This window comes from Streptomyces sp. NPDC048637 (assembly GCF_040650675.1).
Classification (GTDB): Bacteria; Actinomycetota; Actinomycetes; order Streptomycetales; family Streptomycetaceae; genus Streptomyces.
This window is the reverse complement of record NZ_JBEZHQ010000002.1, coordinates 1-25794: the sequence shown is the minus strand read 5'-3', so window position 1 is coordinate 25794 and position 25794 is coordinate 1. Positions and strand designations below refer to the sequence as shown.

The following is a 25794-nucleotide window of genomic DNA, read 5'->3' as shown; positions in this document are numbered from 1 at the left end:
ACGGACCCCGATTGCCTCCGGGCGGTCGGGGTTTCGTGCGTCCGGGGGCGGTTGGTGCGGCCGGTGATGTGGGGCGGGCTGCTGTGCCGTAGTGGCTGATTGTCGTTGCAGGAACGTGACGGTGATCCTCTTGTCTTTGCTATAGCACACCATTAGCTTGCAGCAGCAAAGCTTCTGTCGGTGATGTGACCAGCAGGACACAGGGGGGAACGGGACATGGCACGACGACCATGCCGGGGGGTGGTGGCGTTGCTCGGGGGGCTGTCGCTGGCCCTGACCGCGGCACCACTTCAGGCCACCGCGGCCACACGGACCAGGGCGCCCGCCGCCGAGGGCACCGGGATGGTGATGGTGCTCGACTCGTCCGGCTCGATGGCCGGCAAGGACGGTTCCGGCAGCACCCGGATCGACTCCGCCCGTAAGGCCGTCGGCACGGTCGTCGACGCACTCCCCGACGGCTACCCCACCGGTCTGCGGGTCTACGGCGCCGACAAACCCAGGGGCTGTGACGACACCCGGCTCGCCCAGCCGGTCGCCGCCCTCGACCGGGCGGGCATCAAGCAGGCCGTCGCACGCGTCGAGCCCAAGGGCGACACCCCCATCGGGCTCTCCCTGCGCAAGGCGGCCGCCGATCTGCCGCGGCCCGCCGGCGGCTCGATCGGCAAGCGCACGATCCTGCTGATCTCCGACGGCGAGGACAACTGCCGGACGCCGCCGCCCTGCAAGGTCGCCGCCCAACTCGCCGCGTCCGGCATCGATCTGCATATCGACTCCATCGGCTTCCAGGTGGCGGGCAAGGCCCGCGCACAGCTGGAGTGCATCGCCCAGGCCGGCAACGGGCAGTACTACGACGCCCCGGACGCCCGGTCGCTCGCCCGCCAGCTCCAGCGGGCCGGCCAACTCTCCGCGGACGGCTACCGCTTCAAGGGCAAGCGGATCCGCGGCACGGTGACCCGGAGCGGTGCGCCCGACATGGCCCCTGGGCAGTACCTCGACTCCATCGGGCCCAACGAGGAGCGCTACTACGCCACCGGCCTGGACGCCGCCTCGACGGCCAACTTCTCCGCGACCGTGGTGCCTCAGCCGGGCGCGGCCGTCGACTCCCTCGACGCACTGCACACCCGGATCGCGTACGGCACCGACAGCGCCTGCCAGTCCACCACCGAGTTCTTCGGGCAGCGGGAGGGGGCGACGCCGCTGACCTCGGGCGTCAGCCGTGTGCCTGCGCAGAGCGGTACCGGCGGCTGTGACCGGGCCGGGCGCTACTGGCTGGTCGTCGAGCGCAAGGCCGCCAAGGGCTCGGACGCCGCACGGTGGCCGATGGAGCTGACGTTTCACGTGGAACATCCGCTGAAGAAGGGCGTCACGCTCGCGCAGTCGGAGCCGGAGTACGGCGCGGGCGGCAAGGACGCCACGCTGCCCACCACCGCCCCCGAGGACGTCACCGGCGGCACCGGCTTCAATGACGCCCGTACGCTGCACCAGGGCGTCTGGCGGGACAAGGTCCTGCCCGCGCAGACCCTTTGGTACAAGGTGCCGGTCGGCTGGGGCCAGCAGCTCCGCTACGACGTGGGGTTCGCCAACGAGCCGACGGTCAAGGGCTACAGCGTCCATACGTCCTACGGCGGCACCCAGGTCTACACACCATTCCGTGCGCCGGTCGGCAGCGGCACCACGGAATTCAGCCGGCAGGTGTCCTACAACGGGCGGCTGGCCTCGCTCAGCATGGGCACCGTCCCGGTCGCCTGGACCAACCGCTACGAGAACCACCCGAACGTCATTCCCGTGCACCGCAAGGGCGACTTCTACCTCGCGGTGACGCTGGGCGCCAAGGCCTCCGAGATCGCGGAGAACCCGCAGATCGGCGTGGTGCTGCGGATCGCGGTGCTGGGCAAGGAGAAGAGCGGTCCCCAGGCCGGGGCCGCCGCGGTCGCGGCCGATACCTCCCGGGACGATTCCGGGCCCTCGGCGGACGGGACGCCCACCGGCGGTGGAGGATGGTCCACAGGACGTGTGGCGGCGGTCGCCGTCGGCGGCGTGGGCGTGCTGCTGCTGGCCGGTCTCGCGGTCGCCTACGGGCGGGCGCGCCGGAAGCCGCGTGCCGACGGCGGGAATTCGGATCCGATGAGGGGTGGCTCGTGGTGACGGGGCGCACGACGTACAGGGGCATAGCCGTGCTGGCGGCGCTCGCCGCGGTGCCGGTCCTGCCGGGGACGGTGGGCGTGGCCTCCGCCGAGGGCGTCCCCCACTACCGCACGGCAGAGGGCGCCACGAAGACCGACGGTGCCTCCAGCGCCGCGCATGCACCGCCGCTCAAGCCCGGACTGCACACCGACTCCATCAAGCGCGGCGAGCAGAAGTGGTACGCCGTCAACCTGGATGCCAGGACCAGCGCCTACTTCTCGGCCGTCGCGGCGCCCCCGCCCGGCACCAAGGTCGAGGACTACGGCGACAAGCTGACCCTCAGCGTCCAGGAAAGCGACGGCACGACCTGCGGCTCGGAAGCCCGGCCGACCTTCAACGGCGGCGGCATGGCATACCCGATCGCCGACTACGCCACCCGTCGCATCGGCGCCGACCGTACGGAGTGCCAGAAGGCCGGCCCGTACTACCTCGTGATCACCCGCGAGGGCTCGGCAACCTCCGGCCCCGACACCTGGCCGCTGGAACTCAAGTACCTCAACGAGCCCCCGCTCGAGGGCAACACCCCCGGCAAGCCGGGCGAGGGCACCTGGAGCACCGTGGCACCGGCGCCGCGTACGGACGCCACCAAGCGCCGCGCCAAGGGCGGCACCGGCTTCAACGACGCGGGCTCGGTCGCCACCGGCGTCTGGCAGGACCGGATCAGGCCGGGCGAGACCCGTTTCTACCGCGTACCGCTGGACTGGGGACAGCGGCTCAACCTGAGCGCCGAGCTGCCGAACGCGACGTCGCCCCGAGCCTCGGGCTTCCTCGCCAGGGTGCTCGGTCTGAGCGTCTACAACCCGGCGCGCGGTGCGGTCGGCAACCCCAGCTTCGTCCCGTACACCGGGAAGCCGGCCGCCGCCAAGGAGTACACCGCGCCCGTCGACTACGGCAACCGCTTCGACGCCACCGGCGCGGTCAGCGCGATGCGGTTCGCGGGCTGGTACTACCTCGCGGTGAGCCTGCACCCCGATGCCGCGCAGTACTTCCCCAAGGGCGCGGAGCTCACCCTCCGGGTGGATGTCCGTGGCACCGCCAAGGCCGGTCCCGGCTACGCCGAGCCGACCAGCGACTTCTCCGTCACGCCCGAGGACCGGGACACGGCGCAGAAGGGCCAGAACGCACAGGAGGCGGCAAAGAGCGGCACCTTGATGACGGTGGCCTACGCCGGGATCGGCACGGGTGTGGTGCTGCTGGTGGGCCTGGGAGCGTGGACGCTGGTGGCGCGGCGGTCCGCGGCCGGTGCGGCGGGCACGCCGGCCGGGCCGGGTACTGCCGGCCGGCCGGGCGGCCGGCCCTCGCTGCCGGAACAGTCGACGGACTCGACCCAACAGGCGCTGCAGAATCGCCAGTTCGGGCCGCCACAGGGCTGGTAGGAGGCCTCGCGGGGCCGGGTGGCGCCGGGGCCCCGCCGCCGGGCCACCGGCCCCGTGGTGGGGCGTCAGGCGGTGAGCAGTGCCCAGACACCGACCGCGATGCACAGCAACGCCACGATCAGCACCGGGATCGCGACCTTCAGGGGCGGTCCCGGCTTTCGGTACGGGGCGATGCCGGCCGTGGCCGGAACGGTGACGGCGGTGCCCGCCGGGGGCTGTCCGGGGACCGGGAGCGGGCCCGCCGTGTAGGGGCGGGTCGCGGACCGTTCCGGGTGGACGCCGGCGGCGGTCGGCTCGTACGCGGGCGCCGGTGGCGGGAGCGGCGTCGGCGGCATGCCGGACGACGCGGGCGGCCCGGCCGGGGCGCCGTGGCCGGTGGGCGTACCGCCGTGGCCGGTGGAGGTGGCGCCGTGGCCGGTGGGGGTTTCGCCGTGGCCGGTGAATGTGGCGCCGTAGCCCGTGGAGGTGGCGCCATGGCCGGTGGACGTACCGCCCGGTGTCGCCATCGGCATCGGGGTGGGCGTGGGAGTTGGCGTCGGGGTCGGCGGGGTGCTCGGCTCCGGCGGGGCGAGCTGGAAGCTGCCGGTGTCCGACATGGAGACCTGGCCGGTGGCACCGGTGCCTGTGGTGGCGCCGGCCGTCGTGGGTCCCGCGGTGTCCCTGGGACGCAGCGGCCCCTCCGGCCCGAAGTCGGCCGGCAGCGGCCCTATGTGGTCGAAGACCTCGACGATCTCTTCCTCGATCGTCGCGTCCGGCAGCAGCTCGACCGCCGACAGCATCGCCTTACGCGCCCCGGTGGCCGTCTTGAACCGCGCCTCCGGATCCGGGTGGACCAGGGACGCCAGCACCTGCCACAGCGGCTCCGGGACGCCCTCGGGCGCGTTCGGGATGCCGCGCTGGCCGAAGTGCCGGCTCATCGCCTCGGCGTCCGGCTTGGTGCCGGTGATCAGATAGAGCGCGACCAGGCCGACCGCGAACAGGTCCGCGGGGAAGTCCGGTTCGGCGCCCAGCAGCTGCTCCGGCGCGAAGTAACCGGGCGTGCCCACCACGTAGTTGGTCTCGGTGAGCCGTGGCTCGCCCTTGCGCATCGCGATGCCGAAGTCGGACAGCCGCAGATGCGGCCGCCCGGTGCCGGTGGCCTCCAGCAGGATGTTCGCCGGCTTGATGTCGCGGTGCACCACCCCTTCCGCGTGCACCGCGGTCAGCCCGGCCAGCAGCTGGTCCAGGAGCGTGCACACGAACCGCGGCGGCAGCGGGCCGTAATCCCCGATCAGATGCGCCAGCGAGCCGCCATTCACCAGATCCATGGTGAACAGCACCTTGTCGTCGTCCGCGGCCCAGCTCGCCGGGGCCAGCACATGCGGATGGTCGATCCGCAGCGCCTGTTCGCGGACGAAGCGCAGCAGTGTGTGCGCGTCGCTCTGTTGCAGCACCTTGGCGGCAACGTAGCGGCGGCGCCGGGCGTCCCAGGCGCGCCAGACCGCGCCCACCCCACCCCGCCCGATCGGGTCGATCAGCTCATACCGACCGGCGAAGATCTCACCCATTGCGCCCCGTCCGCCTTCTGAACTCGCAACGTCCCCTGTGGCTAACTCTGGTGCGCCTCGTAATGGGCGACCGCGTCCGCGGTGCGACCGGCACCGTAGACCCGGAGGAACTCTGCCAGTTCGGGGTGAGCCGGGGCGAGGGTGTTCGCCGCATCGATGATGTCGCCGGCGTCGGCGACCGACCGCAGCAGCGACTGGATCTCCCGCACCACGCGCCGCACCGTGGTCGCCCCCGTCGACGAGGTCTGCTGCGCGGTGTTGTTCAGCACCGAGCCGCCCGCCGTCTTCTTGATCTCTTCCATGCGGTCGGTGGCCTCGGCGGCGCTGACGCTGCCGTCGGCGACCTGGCCGGCCAGGTCCTGCAGGGCCTGCACCCGCTGCACCACGGCCGGGTTGCCTATCTTCGCGCGCTGCCCGCTCATCAGCTGCGACAGCATCGGGGCCGAGAGACCGAGCACAGCGGCCAGCCGCGCCTGGTTCAGACCCAGATCGTCGATGAGACGGCGGAACAGCGCACCCAGAGGCTCCCCGTACCAACTGCGCTGCAGCTCACGGGCCCGCGCGGTGGCTTCCTGCTGTGCTGAGTCCATACCGTCTCCCCTGTCTCCCCGATCGCTTCGCTGCCGCGAATCTCGCGAAGCATCCTACGGAGAGCAACGGTGTGCGGCGATACCCGGTCGGGAAAGCGGCCGGACACCGGGTACCCTGGTCCGCGAAGGGGCCTTAGCTCAGTTGGTAGAGCGCTGTCTTTGCATGGCAGATGTCAGGGGTTCGACTCCCCTAGGCTCCACTCCCGAAAGCCCTTCCGATCGGCGAAATCGCTGGTCAGGAGGGCTTTCCAGGTTTCTGACGGCGTGTTGGCCGCCGCTCGGCGCCGTCGGCCGTACGTGACCGGGCCGGGCCCGCCGCCCCTCGCTGGGGTGACGGGCCCGGCCCGGTGAGGTGTGCGGTGCTCCGCTGTCAGGCCGTGGTGCCGCCGCGCTCATCGGCCTCGGCCTGCTTGGCCTGGACGTCGGGGTCCAGCGCGGCGCCCTCGCTGCCGTCGACCGCGCTCAGCCGGCCGCGGTCGCTGACCTCGGTGGGAGCCGGCGGCTCGACCAGCCAGTCAGGGTTGGCCTGCTTGTCCCACCACTTCCAGGCGGCGATCGCTCCGCCGGCCAGGATGCCCAGCACGGTGAGGCGCTTGGCGAGCTTGCCGCACTTGGCTCGCCGGCTGTGCTTCTTCTGGAGCTTGGCGATCTCGGCCGCCGTCACCTGGCCACGGAGTGCGGCGAGCGCGGCGGTACCGCGGGCGAAGGCCTCCTCGCGGACCGGCTCGGCCGCGGCGCGGGCGTGGGTCACGGCGTGCTCCAGCCGCGGTGCCGTGTAGTCGGCCGCCTGGCGGGCCGCCTTACGGGTACGGCAGGCAGCCCGGGTCGCCGCGGCGTCCACCTTGGGCGGCAGCGTGCCACGGGCGTGCTCGATACGTGGGTGCAGATGCGCGTCGTACTGCACACGTGCCTGATGAGCGGCCTCGGCCACCTTGGGAGCCGCGCGTGTGCGGGCCTCGTGAGCGAAGTGCACGGCGGCTTCCTTGGCCGTACCGGCATACGGAGCCACCACCTCCGCGGCGTGCCGCACGCTGTCCTTGGCCGTATCGGTCGCGGCGCGCACGCTTTGCTTGCGGGTCACGGGATCCTCCTCCTCGGTGGCGTGTCCGGGGCTTGGGGGTTGGTCCCCCGTGTCTTCTCTGTCGCCTGTCCACCCGTTTGAAGATCATGCCCGCTCATGCGTCGCACGGCATGTGCGAGCGGGCATCCGGGTCATTGCGGACCTTCCGGAGTCTTGTTGACGACAATGCCACGATTTGCCGCTCCGGGGGCAGGAAATCCGCACGAAAACCGTCAAGAGGTGCGGGCCGGACGGCGCGCACATGCGGCGAGGAGGCCTTTGGAAGGCCGGTCCATGCGAGGATCAGGAACCGTCAGCGAAGACTTATGGAAGGTAGATCGTGGCTGAGCAGCTCTACGCCACCCTGAAGACGAACCAGGGCGACATCGAGATTCGGCTCCTGCCGAACCATGCACCGAAGACGGTCAAGAACTTCGTCGAGCTCGCCAACGGTGAGCGCGAGTGGACCCACCCGGCGACCGGCAAGAAGTCCACGGACCGGCTGTACGACGGCACGGTCTTCCACCGGGTGATCAGCGGTTTCATGATCCAGGGTGGCGACCCGCTGGGCAACGGCACCGGCGGCCCCGGTTACGAGTTCGGGGACGAGTTCCACCCCGACCTGGCCTTCAACAAGCCGTACCTGCTGGCCATGGCCAACGCCGGTCCGGGCACCAACGGCTCGCAGTTCTTCATCACCGTCGGGGCGACCGCATGGCTGACCGGCAAGCACACCATCTTCGGTGAGGTCAGCAACGAGGCCAGCAAGAAGGTCGTCGACGCCATCGCCGGCACCCAGACCAACCCGCGCACCGACCGTCCGCTCCAGGACGTCGTGATCGAGTCGGTGGCCGTCGAAACCCGCTGACCCGCGTCGTGAGCCCCGGCCGGGTCCGGGGAACCTTTGCGCCCCGCCCGGTCGTACATCAGGCGGGGCGCGACGCTCGTCCATGGGGCGGAGGCCGGGCAGAAACGGCGGCGTACTGACGCGCCCGGACGGAGAAGGGGACGAGGGGACGGATGGACCAGGTGCCAGGCAGCCCGAAGGAGCCGCAGGACGCGCGGGGTGACGATGGCCTGCCGGGCTGCCACCGCCACCCGGATCGCTCCACCGGCATCCGCTGCACCCGCTGTGACCGGCCCATATGCCCGGAGTGCATGATCAGCGCCTCGGTCGGCTTCCAGTGCCCGGACTGTGTGCGCAACGGTGGCGGCACCGGCCATGCCCCGCAGGCCGCCGCGCCGCGCACGATCGCGGGCGGCACCATCGCCGCCGATCCGCGGCTGATCACCAAGATCCTGCTGGGCATCAACGCCGCCGTGTTCCTCGCCGTGCTGGCGACCGGCGCCGACATGAGCCCGCTGGTCCACCGGCTCGATCTGCTCGGGCTCGCCGCCGACCCGAGCCGGTATCAGCTCGTCGGTGTCGCCGAGGGCGAGTGGTACCGCCTGCTGACCGCGATGTTCCTGCACCAGCAGATCGCGCACTTCGCGTTCAACATGCTCTCGCTGTGGTGGCTGGGACCGCCGCTGGAGGCGGCGCTCGGCCGGCTGCGGTTCATCGCGCTCTATCTGCTCGCCGGTTTGGGCGGCAGCGCCCTGACGTATCTCCTCGCCGCGCAGAACCAGCCCTCGCTGGGCGCGTCCGGCGCGATCTTCGGGTTGCTCGGCGCGACGGCGGTACTCCTGCGGCGGCTGAAGTACGACATGAAGCCGGTGCTGATCCTGCTCGGCCTCAACCTGGCCTTCACGTTCCTGTGGCCGAACATCGCCTGGCAGGCCCATGTCGGCGGCCTGGTGGTGGGCGCCGCGGTGGCGTTCGGGATGGTGCATGCGCCGCGCGACCGCCGGACGCTGGTGCACAGCGCGACCTGCGTGGTGGCGCTGCTGGCGATCATCGCGGTGGTGTGGGTACGGACTCTTGAGCTGGTGAGCTGAGAGTCCGTCCCGTCAAGTTGTCCACAGTGCGTGGCCGATCTTGTGCAAGCTGTGCGGAACTCTCGTTCCGGTCCGCTCCGACCTGCGTTTCCCCAGTAGGGAAAGGGGGAGCCGGAGGCCGGAAGAGGGTGCCGCCGATCACACCGGCGTCAACCTCCGGAGGGTTATCCACAGATCTTCTGAAGTTTTCCCCGGCTGTGGATAACCGTGTGGATGGCCTTGGGCAGGGCTTGCGCTACTTCCACTGCGTGGATACGCCGAAGCCCACCGCGATGAAGCCGAAGCCGCACACGATGTTCCAGTTGCCCATGGCCGCGATCGGCAGATCGCCCTCGGACACGTAGAACATCACGATCCACACCAGACCGATCAGGAACATCGCCAACATCAGTGGCGCCACCCAACTACGGCCTGAGCTCATCTTCAGGTTGGTGGTCTTCGCCGGCGGCGGCGTGAAGTCGTCCTTCTTGCGGATCCGTGACTTCGGCACGAGGAACTCTCCTGTCGATGCGCTGCTCCCCCGCCCTCGACTTCGCTCGAGCGGGCGGTGCCCCCATCCGCGGGGGAGGTACGAGGTGTGCGCCAAGGCGCGGACGCGGTGGGGAGCGGATTCCTTTCCCGGGCGTCCGTTAGCGTAGTGCTTCCGTGGCGTCGTAAGGAGTAAGGGTACGTTGAGCAATTCCGCTGACTCCCCCGACCGCCCCGTCCGATCCCGTCTGCGGCCCGTGCGGCTTCTCACTCTGGTCGTGTTCGCGCTCGCCGGGCTGCTGTTCTGGCTGAGCTTCGACACCGCGCGCGGCACGAATCTGCGCTCGGACGACTCGATGCTGCGGCTGTCCGACCTCATCCAGGAACGCAGCCACAAAAACGGCGCCCAGGACGACCGTAACGCCACCCTGCGGGAAGAGGTCGACGGTCTCGCGCAGCGCGACAACGGCAGCTCCCAGGCCGAGGACGCCAAGCTCAAGGCGCTGGAGAAGAACGCCGGCACCAAGCCGCTGAAGGGCCAGGGCGTGACGGTCACGCTCGCCGACGCCCCGCCGAACGCCACCGCCAAGATCCCCGGGGTGCCCGAGCCGCAGCCCAACGACCTGGTCATCCACCAGCAGGACCTGCAGGCCGTGGTGAACGCCCTGTGGCAGGGCGGCGCCAAGGGCATCAAGGTCATGGACCAGCGGCTGATCTCCACCAGCGCGGTGCGCTGCGTCGGCAACACCCTGATCCTCCAGGGCCGGGTCTACTCCCCGCCGTACAAGGTCACCGCCGTCGGCGACCGCGAGGCCCTCACCACCGCGCTGACCGCGTCCCCCGCCATCCAGAACTATCTCCAGTACGTGAACGCCTACGGTCTGGGCTGGAAAGTCGACCAGCACGAGGCGGTGACTCTTCCCGGCTACTCCGGCACAGTGGATCTCCACTACGCACAGCCTGTGAAGCCGTAGCCCGCGCGCAGCGGGCGCCGGGGAGGGGCGGGGCCGGATGACGCTGCGGGGCCGGACAACGGTGCGGTGGGTCGTGCGGACGCTCAGCGAGGTCTGCGTCACCGTCGGCGCACTGATCGTGCTCTTCGTGGCCTACCTCCTCTTCTGGACCGGCGTACGGGCCGACAGCGCCATGGCCGGCGAGATCGGCCGGCTCCAGCACCAGTGGTCCACGGGCCCGGTCACCGCCCCCGACAGCACGCCGGCGCCCGACGGCGGGCCCGCCCCGGCCGAGCGGCCCCGCCGCTACACCCCGGGCGCTTCCTTCGCCGTCATGTACATCCCGCGTCTGGGCGCCGACTGGACCAAGCCCGTCCTGGAAGGCACCGCGACCGATGTCCTCAAGCGTGGCCTCGGCCATTACGCCCGCACCGCCCGCCTCGGCGCGACGGGCAACTTCTCCGTCGCCGGTCACCGCCGCACCTATGGCGACCCCTTCAAGGACTTCCCGCGGCTGCGCCCCGGCGACGCCGTGGTGCTGACCGACGGCACGACCTGGTTCACGTACCGCATCGACAACCGTCCCTATACGACGCTGCCCGGCGACATCGGGGTGATCGACCCGGTACCGCGGAAGTCCGGCTTCAACGGTCCCGGGCGCTATCTCACGCTGACCACCTGCGAGCCGGAATGGGGCCACAGCCACCGGCTGATCGCCTGGGCGCATCTGGATTCCACCCAACCCGTGGCACAGGGAAGGCCATCGGCTTTGACCGGCTGACCCACCTGGGCCCGCCCTCGCCCCTTACTCTGGTGTCGCAATCGACATCGTCATCGGCATCGGCAAGGGGACAGCGACAGCATGTACGGCTGGATCTGGCGGCATCTGCCGGGCAACACATGGGTGAAGGCGCTGCTTTCCCTGGCACTCGTCCTGGCGGTCGTCTTCGTGCTCTTCCAGTACGTCTTTCCGTGGGCGGAGCCGCTGCTCCCCTTCAATGACGTCACTGTCGATGAAGGGATGGCAGCCGCCCGATGACCGCACGGATTCTCGTCGTCGACAACTACGACAGCTTCGTCTTCAACCTCGTCCAGTACCTCTACCAACTCGGTGCCGAATGTGAGGTGCTGCGCAACGACGAGGTCGCGCCGCGGCATGCCCAGGACGGCTTCGACGGGGTGCTGCTGTCGCCCGGACCCGGCACACCCGAGCAGGCCGGCGTCTGCGTCGACATGGTCCGGCACTGCGCCGACACCGGAGTCCCGGTCTTCGGCGTCTGCCTGGGCATGCAGTCGATGGCGGTCGCGTACGGCGGTGTGGTGGACCGCGCCCCCGAGCTGCTGCACGGCAAGACCTCGCTGGTCCACCACGAGGACATCGGCGTCTTCTCCGGGCTGCCGTCCCCCTTCACCGCCACCCGCTATCACTCCTTGGCGGTCGAGCCGGACACCGTCCCCGAGGAACTGATCGTCACGTCCTGGACGGAGGCCGAGGACGTTCCCGGCGGACGGATCGTCATGGGCCTGCGGCACCGTGAACTCCGGGTCGAGGGCGTCCAGTTCCACCCCGAGTCGGTACTGACGGAGTGGGGACACCGGATGCTGGCCAACTGGCTCGTCGAATGCGGCGACAAGGGGGCAGTGGAGCGCTCGACGGGGCTGGCCCCGGTGGTCGGCAAGGCCGGCGGGTGACCGCCCTGCGCCCCGAACGTGAAGGGAGATCCTACGAGCCGGACGAGCCGGAGCGGTCCGCCACTCCGCAGGCCCCGTACGGGCAGCCCGATGCGTTCGAGGCGGCGGTGGAGCAGCTGGCGGACCCACTGACCGATCCGCTGCCGGGCCAGACGCCACCGGCACCCGCGCCCGGTCCGTACGGACAGCCGGGCCGGGGGCGCCGACGGGGCAAACCGGCCCAGGAGGGCGGGAGGCAGGGCTCACCGTGGTTCCGCCCGCATCTGGAGCCCGAAGTGCCGTCCGGGCCGGACCGGCAGTCATACGGCCCACAGACGGCCGCCTACGGCCAGGCGCAGGGCTCCGGTGCCATCCCCCGCCCCGCCACCGCCGAGCCGATATCCCGGCGCGATGCCACTCCGGAGACCCCGGCGTCGCCGGCCCCCGCGCCGCGGGTGAGCCCGCCTCCGGCCGTGAGCCCCGCTCCGGCCGCCGCCGCCCCCGCGTCGTGGCAGGACGACGAGACCATGGCGCTGCGGCAGGCCGAGAAGCCCGACGAGGACAGCGTTTCACGTGAAACCGGCACGACGGTTTCACGTGAAACGACAGCGACCCCGGCGCCCGGAGGCCGAGCGGCCCGGCGCAAGGCTGCTCAGGAGGCAGCCAAGCGGGGCGGCAGACGTGGACGCCACAGTGGCGCCGCCGCCGCGACAACGGCCGCTGCCACTGCTTCCGAACCGGCGCCCGCCCCCATGTCCCGGCTGGAGGCCCGGCAGGCCGCACGAGCCGCCAAGGACAGCCCCAGCCTGATCGCCAGCCGCGCGCTGGGCGAGGTGTTCATCACCCTCGGCGTGCTGATGCTGCTGTTCGTCACCTATCAGCTGTGGTGGACGAACGTGATGGCCGAACAGGAGGCGGGCGGCGCTGCCAACAACCTTCAGCACGAGTGGGACAAGGGCGGCGGCGAGAAGAAGAATCTCGCGGACGGCGAGCGCTTCGGGATCATGTATATCCCCAGGCTGGACGTGAAGGCGCCGATAGCCGAGGGGATCGACAAGCACAAGGTGCTGGACCACGGCATGGTCGGTCACTACGACAAGAACAGCGGGATCAAGACGGCCATGCCCTGGGACAAGAAGGGCAACTTCGCGGTGGCGGCCCATCGCAACACGCACGGCGAGCCGTTCCGCTACGTCAACCGCCTCACCAAGGGCGACAAGATCATCGTCGAGACGAAGAGCTCGTACTACACGTACGAGATGGAGAGCATCCTCCCGCAGACGTCTCCGAGCAACACCAGCGTGATCGGTCCGGTGCCACCCGGCTCGGGATTCACCGGGCCCGGACGCTACATCACCCTGACGACCTGCACCCCGGAGTTCACCAGTACCTTTCGGATGATCGTCTGGGGCAAGATGGTCGACGAGCGGCCGCGGAGCAAGGGCAAACCGGATGCGCTCGCCGGCTGAGCAAACATAAGAGGGGTGCTACGCGGTGACTGCCACCGGAAACGACGAGGCATGCGACCGGTCCGCGCCGCCACTCAAACCGCACCGTGTGCGCCGCGCCATCGCCTCCGTCGTCAGCGTCATCGGCGAGCTGCTGATCACGGTCGGGCTGGTCCTGGGCCTGTTTGTCGCCTACTCGCTGTGGTGGACCAATGTCCTCGCCGACCGCGAAGCGCACAAGCAGGGTGACCAGGTGCGGCAGCACTGGGCGAAGAGCGGCCCCAAGGGGCCGGGGGAGCTGGACACCAAGGACGGCATCGGCTTTCTGCACGTCCCGGCGATGAACAACGGCGAAGTGCTGGTCGAGAAGGGCACCGACGCCAAGATCCTCAACGAGGGCGTGGCCGGCTACTACACCAAGCCGGTCACGTCGGGGCTGCCCAAGGACAAGAAGGGGAACTTCACGCTCGCCGCGCACCGTGACGGCCACGGCGCGAAGTTCCACAACATCGACAAGCTCAAGGACGGCGACCCGATCGTCTTCGAGACCAAGGACACCTGGTACGTCTACAAGGTCTACGCGACCCTGCCCGAGACCTCGAAGTACAACGTGGACGTCCTCGACGACATCCCGAAGGAATCCGGCAAGCGCAAGGCGGGCCGCTACATCACCCTCACGACCTGCACCCCGGTCTACACCTCGAACTACCGCTACGTCGTCTGGGGCGAGCTGGAGCGCACCGTAAAGGTCGACGCGAAGCGCACACCCCCGAAGGAACTGCAATAGGTTCACGGTCGGCGCCGCCGGGGCGTCGTGGGGCAGCGGAGTCGGCAGGCCGGCGGGACGACACCGTCACCCACTACCCCTGTCGCCGCACACTCCGCTGTGCGTACGCGGACCCAGAAACCCGTGTCCCGGTGCCCACTGGACACCGGGACACCTTGATCGTCAGGGGTCGCTACCCGAACGGTCCGCCGATGAAGCCGCCGCCGTCATCGCCCCCGTTGCCGCCATTGCCGTTGCCGCCACCGACGGTGGTCAGCGTCACGGTGGTCGTCTTGGGGTCGGACGGCGTCGTCGGCTGCGGGTCCTGGGCGGCCACGCGGGCGTTGTCGTCCTGCGGGCCGCCGCCGGCGAACTGGATGTTGGTGAAGCCGGCCTGCTGGAGCGCCTTCTTCGCGTCCTTCACCGTCTGGCCGACGACACCCGGAACCGGCGTCTGCGCCCCCGCCTTGCCGACCGTGAGGGTCACGGTGGAGCCGAGCTTGGCCGGGGTGTTTCCCTCGGGGCTCTGGCTCTGCACCTTGCCGACCTGGGTCGGGTCGGTGACGTCCTGTTCGACCTTGTCGACCTTGAAGCCCAGGTCCTCAAGCTGCTTCTTGGCCGTCTCGAAGACCTGGCCCGTGACGGGCGGGACGTTTGCCTTCGGGGACTCCTGAGCAACGGTGAGGACGATCTCCGTGCTCTTGGCCGCCTCGCTCTGGGGCTGGGGATTCTGGCCGATCACGGTGCCCGGGTTCCGGTCGGATTCCTTCTTGACCTGTCGGACGTTCTTGAAGCCCTTGCGCTCGAGGCGTTCGACCGCCTTGTCGTACGAGAGGTCCTCCACGTCCGGAACGGTGACCTTGATGGCCCCCGTGCACAGCGTGACCTTGACCGCCTCATCCTTGTCGACCTTGCCCCCGGCCTCCGGGTCCTGCTCGGTGACCTCGCCCCGCTTGACGTTGTCGCAGGCCTTGCGGCCCGCTTCGACGACCTTGAAGCTGCCGTTCCGGCCGAACCCCTTGGCTTCGCTGAAGGTCTTGCCGACCAGGTTGGGTACCGGTGACGTGCCGCCCTTTTTGATGTTGGTGAACATCGCCTTGCCGATGAAGATCGCACCGACCAGGACGAGGACGGCCGCGAGCACCAGCAGGATCGTCGAGGTGTTGCTCTTCTTCTGACCGCCACCGCGGCGGCGGTCGCCGCGGTCGTCATAGCCGTAGCCCCCGTCGTCCGGGCTCATCGGCGGAAGCATGGAGGTCTGGCCGGCCGGGTCCTGCGGACGCAGCATGGTCGTCGGCTGGTCCTGGTCATAGCCGCCCGCGCCCATGGCGGAGGCCGCCGCGACCGGCTGGCCGTCCAGCGCCGCCTCGATGTCGGCACGCATCTCGTCGGCCGACTGATAACGGTAGTCCGGGTCCTTGACCAGCGCCTTCAGGACGATGGCGTCCATCTCCGGCGTGATCTCGGGGTCGAAGTTGCTCGGCTTCTGCGGCTCTTCACGGACATGCTGATAGGCCACCGCGACCGGTGAGTCACCGACGAACGGTGGCCGTACCGTGAGCAGCTCGTAGAGCAGACAGCCGGTGGAGTACAGGTCGGAGCGGGCGTCGACCTGCTCGCCCTTGGCCTGCTCGGGCGAGAGGTACTGGGCGGTGCCGATGACCGCCGCGGTCTGCGTCATCGTCATACCGGCATCGCCCATGGCGCGGGCGATGCCGAAGTCCATGACCTTGACCTGGCCGGTGCGCGTCAGCATGACGTTGGCCGGCTTGATGTCGCGGTGGACGATGCCGGCCCGGTGGGAGTACTCCAGCGCCTGGAGGACACCGGTGGTCATCTCCAGCGAGCGCTCGGGCAGCAGCTTTCTTCCGGAGTGCAGGAGCTCACGGAGCGTGGAGCCGTCGACGTACTCCATGACGATGTACGGGATCGAGACACCGTCGACGTAGTCCTCGCCGGTGTCGTAGACCGCGACGATCGACGGATGGTTCAGCGAGGCGGCCGACTGGGCCTCACGGCGGAACCGGGCCTGGAAGGACGGGTCACGGGCGAGGTCCACCCGCAGCGTCTTCACAGCTACGGTGCGGCCCAGGCGGGTGTCATGCGCGAGGTACACCTCGGCCATGCCACCGCGGCCGAGCACCGAGCCCAGCTCGTACCGGCCGCCGAGGCGACGCGGCTCTTCCATAAGCTTCTCCAGCCCTCTCCGTCAGTCCCGACCGCACCGGTGTGTGGTCCGGCGGTGTGCTGTCCGGGCATACCGTACCCGCCACGCCGTACCGGACCGGGCCGGAGCCGCGACCTGATACGTGACCGGTATGGGCATGATCCGCGTCACTTTTCGCCTTCGAGTACCGCCTGCATGACGTGCTTCGCGACCGGAGCCGCGAGCCTGCCGCCGGCGATGTCATCGCGGAGCGTGTCGGATCCCTCAATGACGACCGCGACCGCTACCGGGGAGCCCTTGCCGGTCTTCGCGTAGGAGATGAACCAGGCGTACGGATTGTCCTTGTTGTCCTCGCCGTGCTGCGCGGTACCCGTCTTGCCGCCGACTGTGACGCCCGGGATCCGGGCGTTGGTTCCCGTACCCGACTTGACCACGGTCTCCATCATGCTCTGGATCTTCTGCGCGTTCTCCGGGCTGAGCGGCTGGCTCATCTCCTTCGGAGTGTGCTGCTGGACCACGTTGAGGTTCGTCGCCACCAGCTGATCGACCATGTACGGCTTCATCAGCTTGCCGTCGTTGGCGACCGCCGAGGCGACCATGGCCATCTGCAGCGGCGTGGCGCGGTTGGAGGCCTGGCCGATGCCCGCCATCGCGTTCTGCGGCCGGTTGTCCTTCGGGAAGATGCTCTCCGAGGCACGGACCGGGGTGTTGATCCCCGGGTCGTTGAAGCCGAACTTCTCCGCCTCGGCCTTCATCTTCTTGTTGCCGAGGTCGGCGCTGATCTTGCCGAACACGGTGTTGCAGGACACCCGCAGCGCCTCGCGCAGGCTGGCGTTCTTGCAGGGGATGTTGCCCTCGTTCTTCAGCTCGACGCCCGAGGTGTCGGGGAGCGTGTAGGGCAGCGGTGAACGGGTGCTGGAGTCGACGTCGTTGTAGAGGCCGTTCTCCAGGGCCGCCGAGGCCGTGACGACCTTGAACGTGGAGCCGGGCGGGTAGGTCTGGCGCAGCGCCCGGTTGAGCATCGGCTCGTCGGAGTTGTTCTTCTTCTGCAGCGCGCTGTACGCCTCGGCGTCCTTGTTGCTCATCCCGGCGAAGGTGGACGGGTCGTAGGACGGGGTGCTGGCCAGTGCCAGGATCGCGCCGGTCTCCGGGTTGATCGCGGCGACCGCGCCCTTCTGGTCGCCGAGACCGTCGAAGGCGGCCTTCTGGGCCTTGGCGTCGAGGGTGGTCACCACGTTGCCGCCCTTCTGCTTGCTGCCGGTGAACATGTCGACCGTGCGGCTGAAGAAGAGCCTGTCGTCGGTGCCGGTGAGAATGCCGTCGTTGAGCTTCTCGAGCTGGTTGGCGTCGAAGGCCTGCGAGGCGTAGCCGGTGACCGGCGCCCACATCTTGCCGTTCTTGTACGTCCGCTTGTACTTGAAGTCGCCGCTGTCGGTGGTCGAGGAGCCGGTGATGGCCTTGCCGTCGACGATGATGTTGCCGCGCGGAATGCTGTAGCGCTCGATGGCGACCCGGCGGTTGTGCGGGTCGTTCTTGAGCTCGTCCCCCTGGACGAACTGCACCCAGTTGACGCGGACCAGCAGGGCGAGGACGAGCAGGCCGCAGAAGATCGCGACCCGGCGCAGGGGCTTGTTCACGGGCGGACCACCTGGGTCATCTCGGCGTCGGTGGAGGGGGCGGGGGCCGGCGCCGGGCGGCGCGCGGTGTCGCTGATCCGGAGCAGGATCGCGATCAGCGCCCAGTTGGCGATCACGGACGAACCACCCTGGGCGAGGAACGGCATCGTCATACCCGTCAGCGGGATCAGACCCGTCACACCACCGGCGACGACGAAGACCTGCAGGGCGAAGGCACCGGAGAGGCCGATCGCCAGCAGCTTGCCGAACGGGTCGCGGGCCGCCAGCGCCGTACGGATACCGCGCTCGATCAGCAGGCCGTACAGCAGCAGGATGGCCATCAGACCGGCGAGCCCGATCTCCTCACCGACCGTGGCGAGAATGTAGTCACTCTTCGGCGCGATGCCCAGGATGAGGCGGGAGTAGCCCTGTCCCAGACCGGAGCCGAGGATGCCGCCGGAGCCGAAGGAGTACATCGCCTGGGCGGTTTCGGTGACACCGCCGTCGAGCAGCTCCAGCGGGTTGAGCCAGTTGTGGACACGCGTCTGGACGTGCGACTCGAACGTCGCCACCGCGACCGCGCCGCCCGCGCTGAGCAGCAGACCGAACACGATCCAGCTGGTCCGCTCGGTCGCCACGTACAGCATCACGACGAACAGGCCGAAGAAGAGCAGCGAGGTACCCAGGTCGGTCTCGAAGACCAGGATCATCAGGCTCAGCGCCCAGATGACGAGGATCGGGCCGAGGTCGCGGCCGCGGGGGAGGTAGAGGCCCATGAAGCGGCGGCTGGCGAGCGCCAGCGCGTCCCGCTTCACCATCAGATAGCCGGCGAAGAAGATCGCGATGATGATCTTCGCGAACTCACCGGGCTGCAGCGAGCCGAGACCCGGAATCTGGATCCAGATCTTCGCGCCGTTGACGCCGGGGAAGAACACCGGCGCCACCAGCAGTACCAGCGCGACCACCATCGAGATGTAGGTGTAGCGCTGCAGGACCCGGTGGTCCTTGAGGAAGATCAGGATGGCGAGGAAGAAGGCGACACCGAGGGTCGACCACATCAGCTGGTTGGGCGCCATCGCCTGGCCCAGCGAGGGCTCCTGGTCCAGCCGCCAGATGAAGATCAGACCCAGACCGTTGAGCAGGGTGCCGATGGGCAGCATCAGCGGATCGGCGTACGGCGCCCACTTGCGGACGACGAGATGCGCGACGCCCGCCAGCAGGCCGAGCCCGAGGCTGTAGCCCAGCACACCGGCCGGTACCGAACCGTCCTTCGCCAGGCCGACGTTGACGTACGCGAACACCGGAATCAGCACCGCGAAGATGAGCATCGCCAGCTCGGTGTTGCGGCGGCTCGGGGCTCCGATGGTGCCGATGGTGGTGGTGTTGGTGGTGCTGCTCATGAGATCTACGGCCCCCTACGCCCTCACTGCTGGGTGCTGCAATTTTTTTCCAGCTTCTGCTGCTCCTGGGAAGGGGCCTGGCTGGGGGTGGCTTTGGGAGACGGAGACGTGGTCGCCGCCAGTGCGCCGGCGGCGCCGGTGCCGGTGTTCTTGCCGGTGCTGCCGGGCCGGGGGCTCGACGTACCGGACGGGGACGGTGAAGCTGACGGGGAGCCGGGCTTGCTCGGCGTGCCCGTCTGGCCGTGGCCCGGGTGACGCGCCGCGTCACGCTCGGCGGCCTCCCGCTGCTCCTTAGTACGGCAGGCATTGGCCTGCCTACTCAATTCGGTGACCTTTTCTCCGGCCTGAGTGCGGTTGTCGACCGCGATCGTCTCCTTGACCTGGTTGCGCTGGTACAGCGGCAGGTACTTGAGTTCGATCTCGGGGTGGTCCTCGTCCACGTCATTGAGCCTGATCCACGCGAGGTCCTGGCTGATACCCCGGTAGAGCGCGATGTGGTTGTCCTTGGCACCGACGAAGTACTGGGTCTGCGTCCAGTTGTAGCCCGCGTAGCAGCCGCCGCCCACGACGGCCAGCGCCAGCGCGATGAACAGTGACCGCTTGAGCCACCGCCCGCGCCGCCGGGGCTTGACGAAGTCCTCGTCCATGAACGCGCCGAACGAACCCTGCGGCGGCCCGCCGACCTCCGGATCACCGCTGCCGGGCGGCCCGAAGGCACCACCGGGGGCGCCCGGGTTCGGTCCGCCGGGCCGGCCGAGTTCGGCGGCCCGCGCGGCGGGTGTCTGCAGCGTGCTCGGGTCGCTGAGCTGGTGCTGGTTCTCCGCGACGGCGCCGACGATGACCGGGGTGTCGTTGAGCTGGCCGGCCATCGTGTCGTTGCCGTCCACGTCCAGGACGTCGGCGACGATGCAGGTGATGTTGTCGGGTCCGCCACCGCGCAGCGCGAGCTGGATCAGCTCCTGCACCGTCTCGTGCGGCCCGTGGTAGCTGGCGAGGGTCTCCTCCAGCGTCTGGTGGCTGACCACCCCGGACAGGCCGTCCGAGCAGATCAGATACCGGTCGCCGGCCCGCACCTCGCGGATCGACAGATCGGGCTCGACATGATCGCCGCTGCCCAGCGCCCGCATCAGCAGCGACCGCTGCGGATGGGTGGTGGCTTCCTCTTCGGTGATCCGGCCCTCGTCGACCAGCCGCTGCACCCAGGTGTGGTCCTGGGTGATCTGGGTCAGGGCGCCGTCGCGCAGCAGGTACGCACGCGAGTCGCCGACATGGACGAGGCCGAGCCGCTGCCCGGTCCACAGCAGGGCGGTCAGGGTCGTGCCCATGCCCTCCAGCTGGGGGTCCTCCTCGACCATCACCCGCAGCTGGTCATTGGCGCGTGTGACGGCCGTGCCCAGGGAGGTGAGGAGGTCGGAGCCGGGGACGTCGTCGTCGAGCTGGACGAGGGTGGAGATCACCTCGGAGGAGGCGACCTCACCGGCGGCCTGGCCGCCCATGCCGTCGGCGATGGCGAGCAGCCGTGGCCCGGCATAGCCGGAGTCCTCGTTGCCCTCGCGGATCATGCCCTTGTGCGATCCGGCGGCGAAGCGCAGTGACAGACTCATGCGCACTTCTCCCGTCGGCTCGGGGTACAGCCGGTCTCTTCGAGCCACACTGCCCACCCTCCGGTCGGGAGCACGCCCGGGTCCGCCGAGTGGACCGCCGCGGCTCGCTCGCTCCGCTCGCTCATTGTCGTACTACTTCCGCAGCTCGATGACGGTCTTGCCGATGCGGATCGGGGCTCCCAGCGGAATCGGTGTCGGGGTCGTCAGTCGGGTCCGGTCCAGGTACGTGCCGTTGGTGGAACCGAGGTCTTCGACGATCCACTGGCCGTCACGGTCCGGGTAGATCCTGGCATGCCTGCTGGACGCGTAGTCGTCGTCCAGCACGATCGTGGAGTCGTGCGCACGGCCCAGGGAGATGGTCTGGCCTTGGAGGGCGACGGTGGTGCCGGTCAGCGAGCCTTCGGAGACCACGAGCTTCGTGGGGGCTCCGCGGCGCTGCCGGTTGTTGTTGCCGCGGCCGCCTTCCTGGCGGCGCTGCTGTTGCGGTGGCGCGGCAGCCTGGCGCTGCGCACGCGGTTCCTGCCCGCCGCGACGTGCGGCACCGCGTTGTGTGACGCGCGTGCCGAACAGATCGCTGCGGATGACCTGAACGGCCACGATGACGAACAGCCACAGTACGGCGAGGAAACCCAACCGCATGACCGTGAGGGTCAGCTCTGACATTGCCCCCGCTTCACCCTTCGGCTTGCCGGTAAACGATGGTGGTACTGCCCACGACAATCCGCGAGCCGTCGCGGAGATTAGCGCGAGTGGTGTGCTGCCCGTCTACCACGATGCCGTTCGTGGAACCCAGATCCTGGACCATGGGGGGCGTTCCGACCCGGATCTCACAGTGACGCCGGGAGACACCCGGGTCGTCGATCCGTACGTCGGCGTCGGTGCTGCGACCCAGCACGAGAGTGGGGCGCGAGATCTGATGGCGGGTGCCGTTGATCTCGATCCAGCGCCTGGTTTGTGCATGGGGCTGCGGTCCTGCACCGGGCGGTGCCGTACGGGGTACGGACTGTGCACCGCCGGGAGGTGGGGACGAAGGCATGGGGGGCGGGCCCACATGGCCGCCGCCGGGCTGGCCGCCGCGGGGCGCGGCGGAACGCCGGTCGGCCGCGGCCGGGCCCGGCGGTTCCTGGGACGAGCTGGAGGCGAGCGTGCGGCTGCGGACGCGGTACAGGCCGGTGTCGAGATCGTCGGCCTTCTCCAGATGGACCTTGATCGAGCCCATGAAGGTGTAGCGCTGCTGCTTGGCGTAGTCGCGCACCATGCTGGAGAGCTCGTCGCCGAGCTGCCCGCTGTAGGGGCTCAGTCGCTCGTAGTCCGGGGTGCTCAGCTCGACGATGAAGTCATTGGGGACGACCGTGCGGTCGCGGTTCCAGATGGTGGCGTTGTTGTCGCACTCGCGCTGCAGCGCGCCGGCGATCTCAACGGGCTGCACCTCGGACTTGAACACCTTGGCGAAGGTGCCGTTGACGAGACCTTCGAGACGCTGCTCGAAACGCTTCAGTACTCCCACGGGGCACCTCCTTCCTCAGTCTTCGTCGGGGTCGTCCTGATCGAGTCGTCCTGATACTGCTTACTGATCGTATCCACGCGTCGGGAAATCGGCTGGTTCCCCTTTCCCGCCTTGAGGACGAGTGTCGCCCCTCACAGGGTTGCCCGGTGCTTGTTTGCTCCTTGCCCACTGCTCGTGCACTGCGATCGTAGATGTGCCCCGTAGACAGTGTCCCGCAACCGCCGACCACTCCGGCCGGGCGGGTGCCGGAGTCGGACATCGCGCGGGGCCGGCCGGCCCGGAGGCGGGCCGGGTGACCGCACCCTGCTTGCGGCTACCGCGAGTGTGAACCCTTTGGGCAGTGCTCGGCGAATGCCCCGGGTGAGGCGGGATGCCGCCCGGGTTGCCGCAGGGCGGGGACCGGGGAAAAGGCGTGTGAAGGCACCCCCGACACCGTGCTAGTGTTCTGGATGTCGGCAGGCGCTCGCACAAGACCCGGACGGAACAGCCCGGATCACGTGAGAGAATCAACCGGCAGCACCCATGCGCGGGTGGCGGAATAGGCAGACGCGCTGGATTCAGGTTCCAGTGCCCGAAAGGGCGTGGGGGTTCAACTCCCCCCTCGCGCACAGATGAGACCCCGGTCTCCGGAGAAATCCGGAGACCGGGGTCTTTCGTTGTCTTTGTCACGTTGTTGGGTACGTCACGGGCGCTGTGGTGGAGGCCCTGACGGACCGCTCCCGGCCGGGCTGTTGAGGCCTACGTCACATCCGCGCCCGCCGCCGCCCCGCCGTGGCCGCTTCCGCCCTCGCCGTGGCCTCCGTCACCCGGCGGCCTCCGTGACGGCCGTACGGAACGCGCGGACGCGGGCGGTTTCCCGGGCGGTGTGGTGGACCAGGCCCAGGACGGAGCCCGGCAGGCCGGTGACGGGGACGAAGACGAGGTCGCGGCGGCCGTGGTAGTCGGCGGTGGGGCGGCACAGCAGCATGCCGCCGCGGCCGGCCGCGGCGAGGGTGAGGCCCTCTTGCAGTGTGCTGACGGCGGGCCCCGCGGGGATCGGACGGCCCTGTGGGGTGGCGGCCGGGGCGTGGGCCGCGCGCCAGTAGGCGGGCGCCGGGCCGGCCGCGGAGATCAGCGGGGTGGTGGCGAGATCCTCGGCGCTGATCGATGCACGGGACGCCAGGGGATGCCGTACGGAGACGGCGAGGGTCTGCCGCTGTGCCGGGAAGACGGGGCCGAGGGTGAGATCGGGCTCGGCGACGGGCAGCAGGGTGACGGCGGCATCGACCGCGCCGCTGCGCAGCGCGCCGAAGGGGTCGCACAGCGGGATCTCGACGATCTCGGTGGCGCAGCCCGGGTGGCGGCGGTGGAAGACGTCGATGGCCCGCATGATCCGGTCGTCCGCGGTGCCCTGGAAGCCGATCGTCAGACGGCCCTCGATCCCGCGGGCGGCGCTGCGGGCACGCTCCACGGTGGTGCGCAGCGCGTCGTAGGCGGGGCGCAGCGATGTACGGAACTCCTCGCCGAGCGGGGTGAGGCGGACCCGGCGGCTGGTGCGGTCCACGAGACGGGCGCCGATCCGGGACTCCAGGGCGCGCAGCAGCTGGCTGACGCGGCTCTGCGAGACATACAGCCGCTCACCGGTGCGGCCGAAGTGCAGCTCCTCGGAGAGGACGAGGAAGCATTCCAGCTCGCGGAGTTCGAGGCCGGGGGCGGGAAGGCCGGGGGCGGGAAGGCCGGCGGTTGCGGCGGGCGGGCCGCTCATGGGGTCCTCCGGAGATCGGGCGGGGGCTGCGCGGTGGACCGAATCGATGAGTCCTGCTCATAGAAGGGTGAGGAGTGGGCCGTTGTTCCCCCGTCGGCGCGGGCGTTGGCTGGGGGCATGACGAACATCGAGGGCGGGACGGCGGCCCGTGGCGCTGAAGTGGCTGCGCGAGCAACGGAGTCGGGGCGGAAGCGGGGCGGTGGCCTGCCGGCGGTCGGGGCGCTGGCCGCGGCGACGTTCACGGTGGTGACGTCGGAGATGCTGCCGGTGGGGCTGTTGACCCCGATCGGCCGGGAGTTGCGGATCTCGGACGGCACGGCGGGGCTGACGCTGACGGTCACGGGCCTGGTCGCGGCGGTGTCGGCCCCCTTGCTGACGATGCTGGTGGGGCGGCGGGACCGGCGGGTGGTGCTGGTCGCCCTGATGGGCACGCTGGCGGCGGCCAATCTGCTGGCGGCGTATGCGCCGAATGTCGCGGTGCTGCTGGTGGCACGGGTACTGGTGGGACTGGGGATGGGCGGGGTGTGGGCGATCGCGGCGGGGCTCGCGGTGCGGCTGGTGCCCGCACGGAGCGTGGCGGCGGCGACGTCCCTGATCTTCAGCGGGGTCGCGGCGGCATCCGTACTGGGTGTGCCGGCCGGCACCTTCCTGGGTGAACTGGGCGGACGGCGAACGGCATTCGGGGCGATGGCCGTGGTCTGCGGAGTGGTCGCGGTCGCGCTGGCCGTACTGCTGCCGCCATTGCCGGAGCCCGCCGCGGTGCGGCTGAACGGGGTGCTGGCCGTGCTGCGCGGCGCCCCCGTACGGACCGGGCTCGTCCTGGTGGCGCTCCTGGTGACCGGGCACTTCGCGGCGTACACGTATGTGCGGCCGGTGCTGGAGGAGGTGGCCGGTGCGGGGGCCGGGCAGATCAGCACGCTGCTGCTGGCGTTCGGCCTCGCAGGTCTGGCCGGGAACTTCCTGGCCGGGGCCGGGGCAGCGCGGTCGCCGAGGGCGGCGTTGCTGGTGATCTGCGGGGTGCTCGCGGGTGCGGTGTTGCTGATGCCGCTGCTCGGGCGTGGCGCAGGGGTGCCGGGGGCGGCCCTCGTGGTGGCCGTATGGGGGCTGGCCTACGGGGGTGTCTCGGTCAGCACACAGACCTGGCTGATGGCGGCCGCACCGGGTGCCCGCGAGGCGGCCTCCGCACTGTTCGTGGCGGTGTTCAACGGGGCCATCGCACTGGGGGCGCTGGCCGGCGGCCGGGCCGCGGACGGCTGGGGCGCGGTCGGTGTGATGTGGCTGGGCGGGGCGCTCGCCGTGGGGGCGCTGGTGGCAGTGGGGGTGGGGAGGGCGCCGGTACGGGAGGTGCCCTCGTGCCCGAAGTGAGGCAGGGAAGGGGCGCGGACCCGGGGGTGCGGGCACGGGGCGGAGGAGCCGCGTGGCCCGGCGCCCCCGGGGCGGGCGTGTGGATGGGGTGACCGGGGGTGGCGCGCCACGGCGGCTGCCCGCCGGGAGGTGACTGCGTCAGCCCGTGGGGAGCCGTGGGGGGGGGCCCGCCCCCCGGGGCCGGGGGGGGGGGGGGGGGGCCGGCGGCCCCGGGGCCGGCGGGGGGGGGGGGGGGCGCGGGGGGCGCGGGCGGACGGCCGCGATCCGCTGCCGCTCGGTGCGGCGATCAACCGGCTGATCACCGAGCGCGGCTGGGAGACCCCGGTGCGGTCGGCGGGGTGATGGGGCGCTGGCCTCAGCTGGTCGGGCCCGAGGTGGCACAGCACTGTG

Annotated in this window: 22 protein-coding genes, 2 tRNA genes and 1 pseudogene; 14 read left to right on the top strand and 11 right to left on the bottom strand. The window is 70.2% G+C overall.

The features are described 5' to 3' along the window. Positions 1-216 precede the first annotated feature (216 nt). Entirely contained in the window at positions 217-2145 is a 1929-nt protein-coding gene (locus tag AB0C46_RS02925; protein ID WP_362825226.1) for a VWA domain-containing protein, read from the top strand. Continuing rightward, complete coding sequence (locus AB0C46_RS02920; RefSeq protein WP_362825225.1) at positions 2139-3560, top strand: hypothetical protein; 1422 nt, start codon at positions 2139-2141, stop codon at positions 3558-3560. Before AB0C46_RS02925 ends, AB0C46_RS02920 begins: the two co-directional genes overlap by 7 nt. A gap of 65 nt (positions 3561-3625) precedes the next feature. On the opposite strand, the gene AB0C46_RS02915 is transcribed toward AB0C46_RS02920, so the two are convergent. After that, entirely contained in the window at positions 3626-5107 is a 1482-nt protein-coding gene (locus AB0C46_RS02915) for a serine/threonine-protein kinase (RefSeq protein WP_362825224.1), read from the bottom strand. A 41-nt stretch (positions 5108-5148) separates the two neighbouring features. Beyond that, positions 5149-5697 carry a transcriptional regulator gene (locus AB0C46_RS02910; RefSeq protein WP_042151031.1) on the bottom strand — a complete coding sequence of 183 codons (549 nt, stop codon included), beginning with the start codon at positions 5695-5697 and terminating at the stop codon, positions 5149-5151. 127 nt (positions 5698-5824) lie between these two features. Between AB0C46_RS02910 and AB0C46_RS02905 the strand changes: the two genes are divergently transcribed. Next, positions 5825-5897: transfer RNA gene (locus AB0C46_RS02905), tRNA-Ala, on the top strand. Positions 5898-6067: 170 nt separating this feature from the next. Here AB0C46_RS02905 and AB0C46_RS02900 read toward each other — a convergent pair. Next, positions 6068-6778, bottom strand: coding sequence for a DUF5324 family protein (locus AB0C46_RS02900; RefSeq protein ID WP_362825222.1), 711 nt, complete (start codon positions 6776-6778; stop codon positions 6068-6070). 319 nt (positions 6779-7097) lie between these two features. Between AB0C46_RS02900 and AB0C46_RS02895 the strand changes: the two genes are divergently transcribed. Next, entirely contained in the window at positions 7098-7625 is a 528-nt protein-coding gene (locus tag AB0C46_RS02895) for a peptidylprolyl isomerase (protein ID WP_362825221.1), read from the top strand. 152 nt (positions 7626-7777) lie between these two features. Then, positions 7778-8695 carry a rhomboid family intramembrane serine protease gene (locus tag AB0C46_RS02890; protein WP_362825219.1) on the top strand — a complete coding sequence of 306 codons (918 nt, stop codon included), beginning with the start codon at positions 7778-7780 and terminating at the stop codon, positions 8693-8695. Between the two features lie 235 nt (positions 8696-8930). On the opposite strand, the gene crgA is transcribed toward AB0C46_RS02890, so the two are convergent. Beyond that, the gene (gene crgA / locus AB0C46_RS02885; protein ID WP_362825218.1) at positions 8931-9185 is read right to left on the bottom strand and encodes a cell division protein CrgA; all 255 of its coding nucleotides are present in this window, start codon (positions 9183-9185) and stop codon (positions 8931-8933) included. Positions 9186-9366: 181 nt separating this feature from the next. On the opposite strand from crgA, the gene AB0C46_RS02880 reads away from it, so the two are divergent. The 6 genes from AB0C46_RS02880 to AB0C46_RS02855 all read left to right on the top strand — a co-directional run bounded on the left by AB0C46_RS02880 (position 9367) and on the right by AB0C46_RS02855 (position 14022). Then, complete coding sequence (locus AB0C46_RS02880) at positions 9367-10137, top strand: DUF881 domain-containing protein (protein WP_362825216.1); 771 nt, start codon at positions 9367-9369, stop codon at positions 10135-10137. 37 nt (positions 10138-10174) lie between these two features. Then, positions 10175-10897 carry a class E sortase gene (locus AB0C46_RS02875; protein WP_362825214.1) on the top strand — a complete coding sequence of 241 codons (723 nt, stop codon included), beginning with the start codon at positions 10175-10177 and terminating at the stop codon, positions 10895-10897. An 81-nt stretch (positions 10898-10978) separates the two neighbouring features. After that, complete coding sequence (locus tag AB0C46_RS02870) at positions 10979-11155, top strand: hypothetical protein (protein ID WP_362825212.1); 177 nt, start codon at positions 10979-10981, stop codon at positions 11153-11155. Next, positions 11152-11808, top strand: a complete 657-nt coding sequence (locus AB0C46_RS02865; RefSeq protein WP_362825211.1) for an aminodeoxychorismate/anthranilate synthase component II — start codon at positions 11152-11154, stop codon at positions 11806-11808. The genes AB0C46_RS02870 and AB0C46_RS02865 overlap by 4 nt, the downstream gene beginning before the upstream one ends. After that, a complete protein-coding gene (locus AB0C46_RS02860) occupies positions 11805-13256 on the top strand; it encodes a class E sortase (protein ID WP_362825209.1) in 1452 nt (483 codons plus the stop codon). The genes AB0C46_RS02865 and AB0C46_RS02860 overlap by 4 nt, the downstream gene beginning before the upstream one ends. Positions 13257-13281: 25 nt before the next feature. Then, a complete protein-coding gene (locus AB0C46_RS02855) occupies positions 13282-14022 on the top strand; it encodes a class E sortase (RefSeq protein WP_362825207.1) in 741 nt (246 codons plus the stop codon). 172 nt (positions 14023-14194) lie between these two features. On the opposite strand, the gene pknB is transcribed toward AB0C46_RS02855, so the two are convergent. From pknB to AB0C46_RS02825, 6 genes are all read right to left on the bottom strand, one after another. Beyond that, complete coding sequence (gene pknB, locus AB0C46_RS02850; protein WP_362825205.1) at positions 14195-16189, bottom strand: Stk1 family PASTA domain-containing Ser/Thr kinase; 1995 nt, start codon at positions 16187-16189, stop codon at positions 14195-14197. Positions 16190-16335: 146 nt separating this feature from the next. After that, positions 16336-17805, bottom strand: a complete 1470-nt coding sequence (locus tag AB0C46_RS02845) for a penicillin-binding transpeptidase domain-containing protein (RefSeq protein WP_362825203.1) — start codon at positions 17803-17805, stop codon at positions 16336-16338. Continuing rightward, on the bottom strand, positions 17802-19184 hold the full coding sequence (locus tag AB0C46_RS02840) for an FtsW/RodA/SpoVE family cell cycle protein (RefSeq protein WP_362825201.1): 1383 nt from the start codon (positions 19182-19184) through the stop codon (positions 17802-17804). The genes AB0C46_RS02845 and AB0C46_RS02840 overlap by 4 nt, the downstream gene beginning before the upstream one ends. Before the next feature lie 23 nt (positions 19185-19207). Then, positions 19208-20788 (bottom strand): PP2C family serine/threonine-protein phosphatase, encoded by a 1581-nt coding sequence (locus tag AB0C46_RS02835; protein ID WP_362825199.1) that lies wholly within the window; start codon positions 20786-20788, stop codon positions 19208-19210. Between the two features lie 132 nt (positions 20789-20920). Next, complete coding sequence (locus AB0C46_RS02830) at positions 20921-21451, bottom strand: FHA domain-containing protein (RefSeq protein ID WP_018092067.1); 531 nt, start codon at positions 21449-21451, stop codon at positions 20921-20923. A gap of 10 nt (positions 21452-21461) precedes the next feature. Next, positions 21462-22295 (bottom strand): DUF3662 and FHA domain-containing protein, encoded by an 834-nt coding sequence (locus tag AB0C46_RS02825; protein WP_362825197.1) that lies wholly within the window; start codon positions 22293-22295, stop codon positions 21462-21464. Between the two features lie 524 nt (positions 22296-22819). Between AB0C46_RS02825 and AB0C46_RS02820 the strand changes: the two genes are divergently transcribed. Next, positions 22820-22903 (top strand) — tRNA-Leu (locus AB0C46_RS02820). Between the two features lie 194 nt (positions 22904-23097). On the opposite strand, the gene AB0C46_RS02815 is transcribed toward AB0C46_RS02820, so the two are convergent. Further along, the gene (locus tag AB0C46_RS02815; protein WP_362825195.1) at positions 23098-24039 is read right to left on the bottom strand and encodes a LysR family transcriptional regulator; all 942 of its coding nucleotides are present in this window, start codon (positions 24037-24039) and stop codon (positions 23098-23100) included. A 117-nt stretch (positions 24040-24156) separates the two neighbouring features. Between AB0C46_RS02815 and AB0C46_RS02810 the strand changes: the two genes are divergently transcribed. Together AB0C46_RS02810 and AB0C46_RS02805 are read left to right on the top strand one after the other, a co-directional pair. Beyond that, entirely contained in the window at positions 24157-25404 is a 1248-nt protein-coding gene (locus AB0C46_RS02810) for an MFS transporter (RefSeq protein WP_362825194.1), read from the top strand. Positions 25405-25533: 129 nt separating this feature from the next. Next, a pseudogene (locus AB0C46_RS02805) lies at positions 25534-25794 on the top strand (DciA family protein); the annotation flags it as partial.

Bases quoted from the DNA above. Each gene is read 5' to 3' on its own strand.
- AB0C46_RS02840 (WP_362825201.1), bottom strand. From the start codon at position 19,184: ATGAGCAGCACCACCAACACCACCACCATCGGCACCATCGGAGCCCCG.
- AB0C46_RS02810 (WP_362825194.1), top strand. From the start codon at position 24,157: ATGACGAACATCGAGGGCGGGACGGCGGCCCGTGGCGCTGAAGTGGCT.
- AB0C46_RS02835 (WP_362825199.1), bottom strand. From the start codon at position 20,788: ATGAGTCTGTCACTGCGCTTCGCCGCCGGATCGCACAAGGGCATGATC.
- AB0C46_RS02925 (WP_362825226.1), top strand. From the start codon at position 217: ATGGCACGACGACCATGCCGGGGGGTGGTGGCGTTGCTCGGGGGGCTG.
- AB0C46_RS02870 (WP_362825212.1), top strand. From the start codon at position 10,979: ATGTACGGCTGGATCTGGCGGCATCTGCCGGGCAACACATGGGTGAAG.
- AB0C46_RS02915 (WP_362825224.1), bottom strand. From the start codon at position 5,107: ATGGGTGAGATCTTCGCCGGTCGGTATGAGCTGATCGACCCGATCGGG.
- pknB (WP_362825205.1), bottom strand. From the start codon at position 16,189: ATGGAAGAGCCGCGTCGCCTCGGCGGCCGGTACGAGCTGGGCTCGGTG.
- AB0C46_RS02875 (WP_362825214.1), top strand. From the start codon at position 10,175: ATGACGCTGCGGGGCCGGACAACGGTGCGGTGGGTCGTGCGGACGCTC.
- AB0C46_RS02910 (WP_042151031.1), bottom strand. From the start codon at position 5,697: ATGGACTCAGCACAGCAGGAAGCCACCGCGCGGGCCCGTGAGCTGCAG.
- AB0C46_RS02815 (WP_362825195.1), bottom strand. From the start codon at position 24,039: ATGAGCGGCCCGCCCGCCGCAACCGCCGGCCTTCCCGCCCCCGGCCTT.
- AB0C46_RS02890 (WP_362825219.1), top strand. From the start codon at position 7,778: ATGGACCAGGTGCCAGGCAGCCCGAAGGAGCCGCAGGACGCGCGGGGT.
- AB0C46_RS02865 (WP_362825211.1), top strand. From the start codon at position 11,152: ATGACCGCACGGATTCTCGTCGTCGACAACTACGACAGCTTCGTCTTC.
- AB0C46_RS02830 (WP_018092067.1), bottom strand. From the start codon at position 21,451: ATGTCAGAGCTGACCCTCACGGTCATGCGGTTGGGTTTCCTCGCCGTA.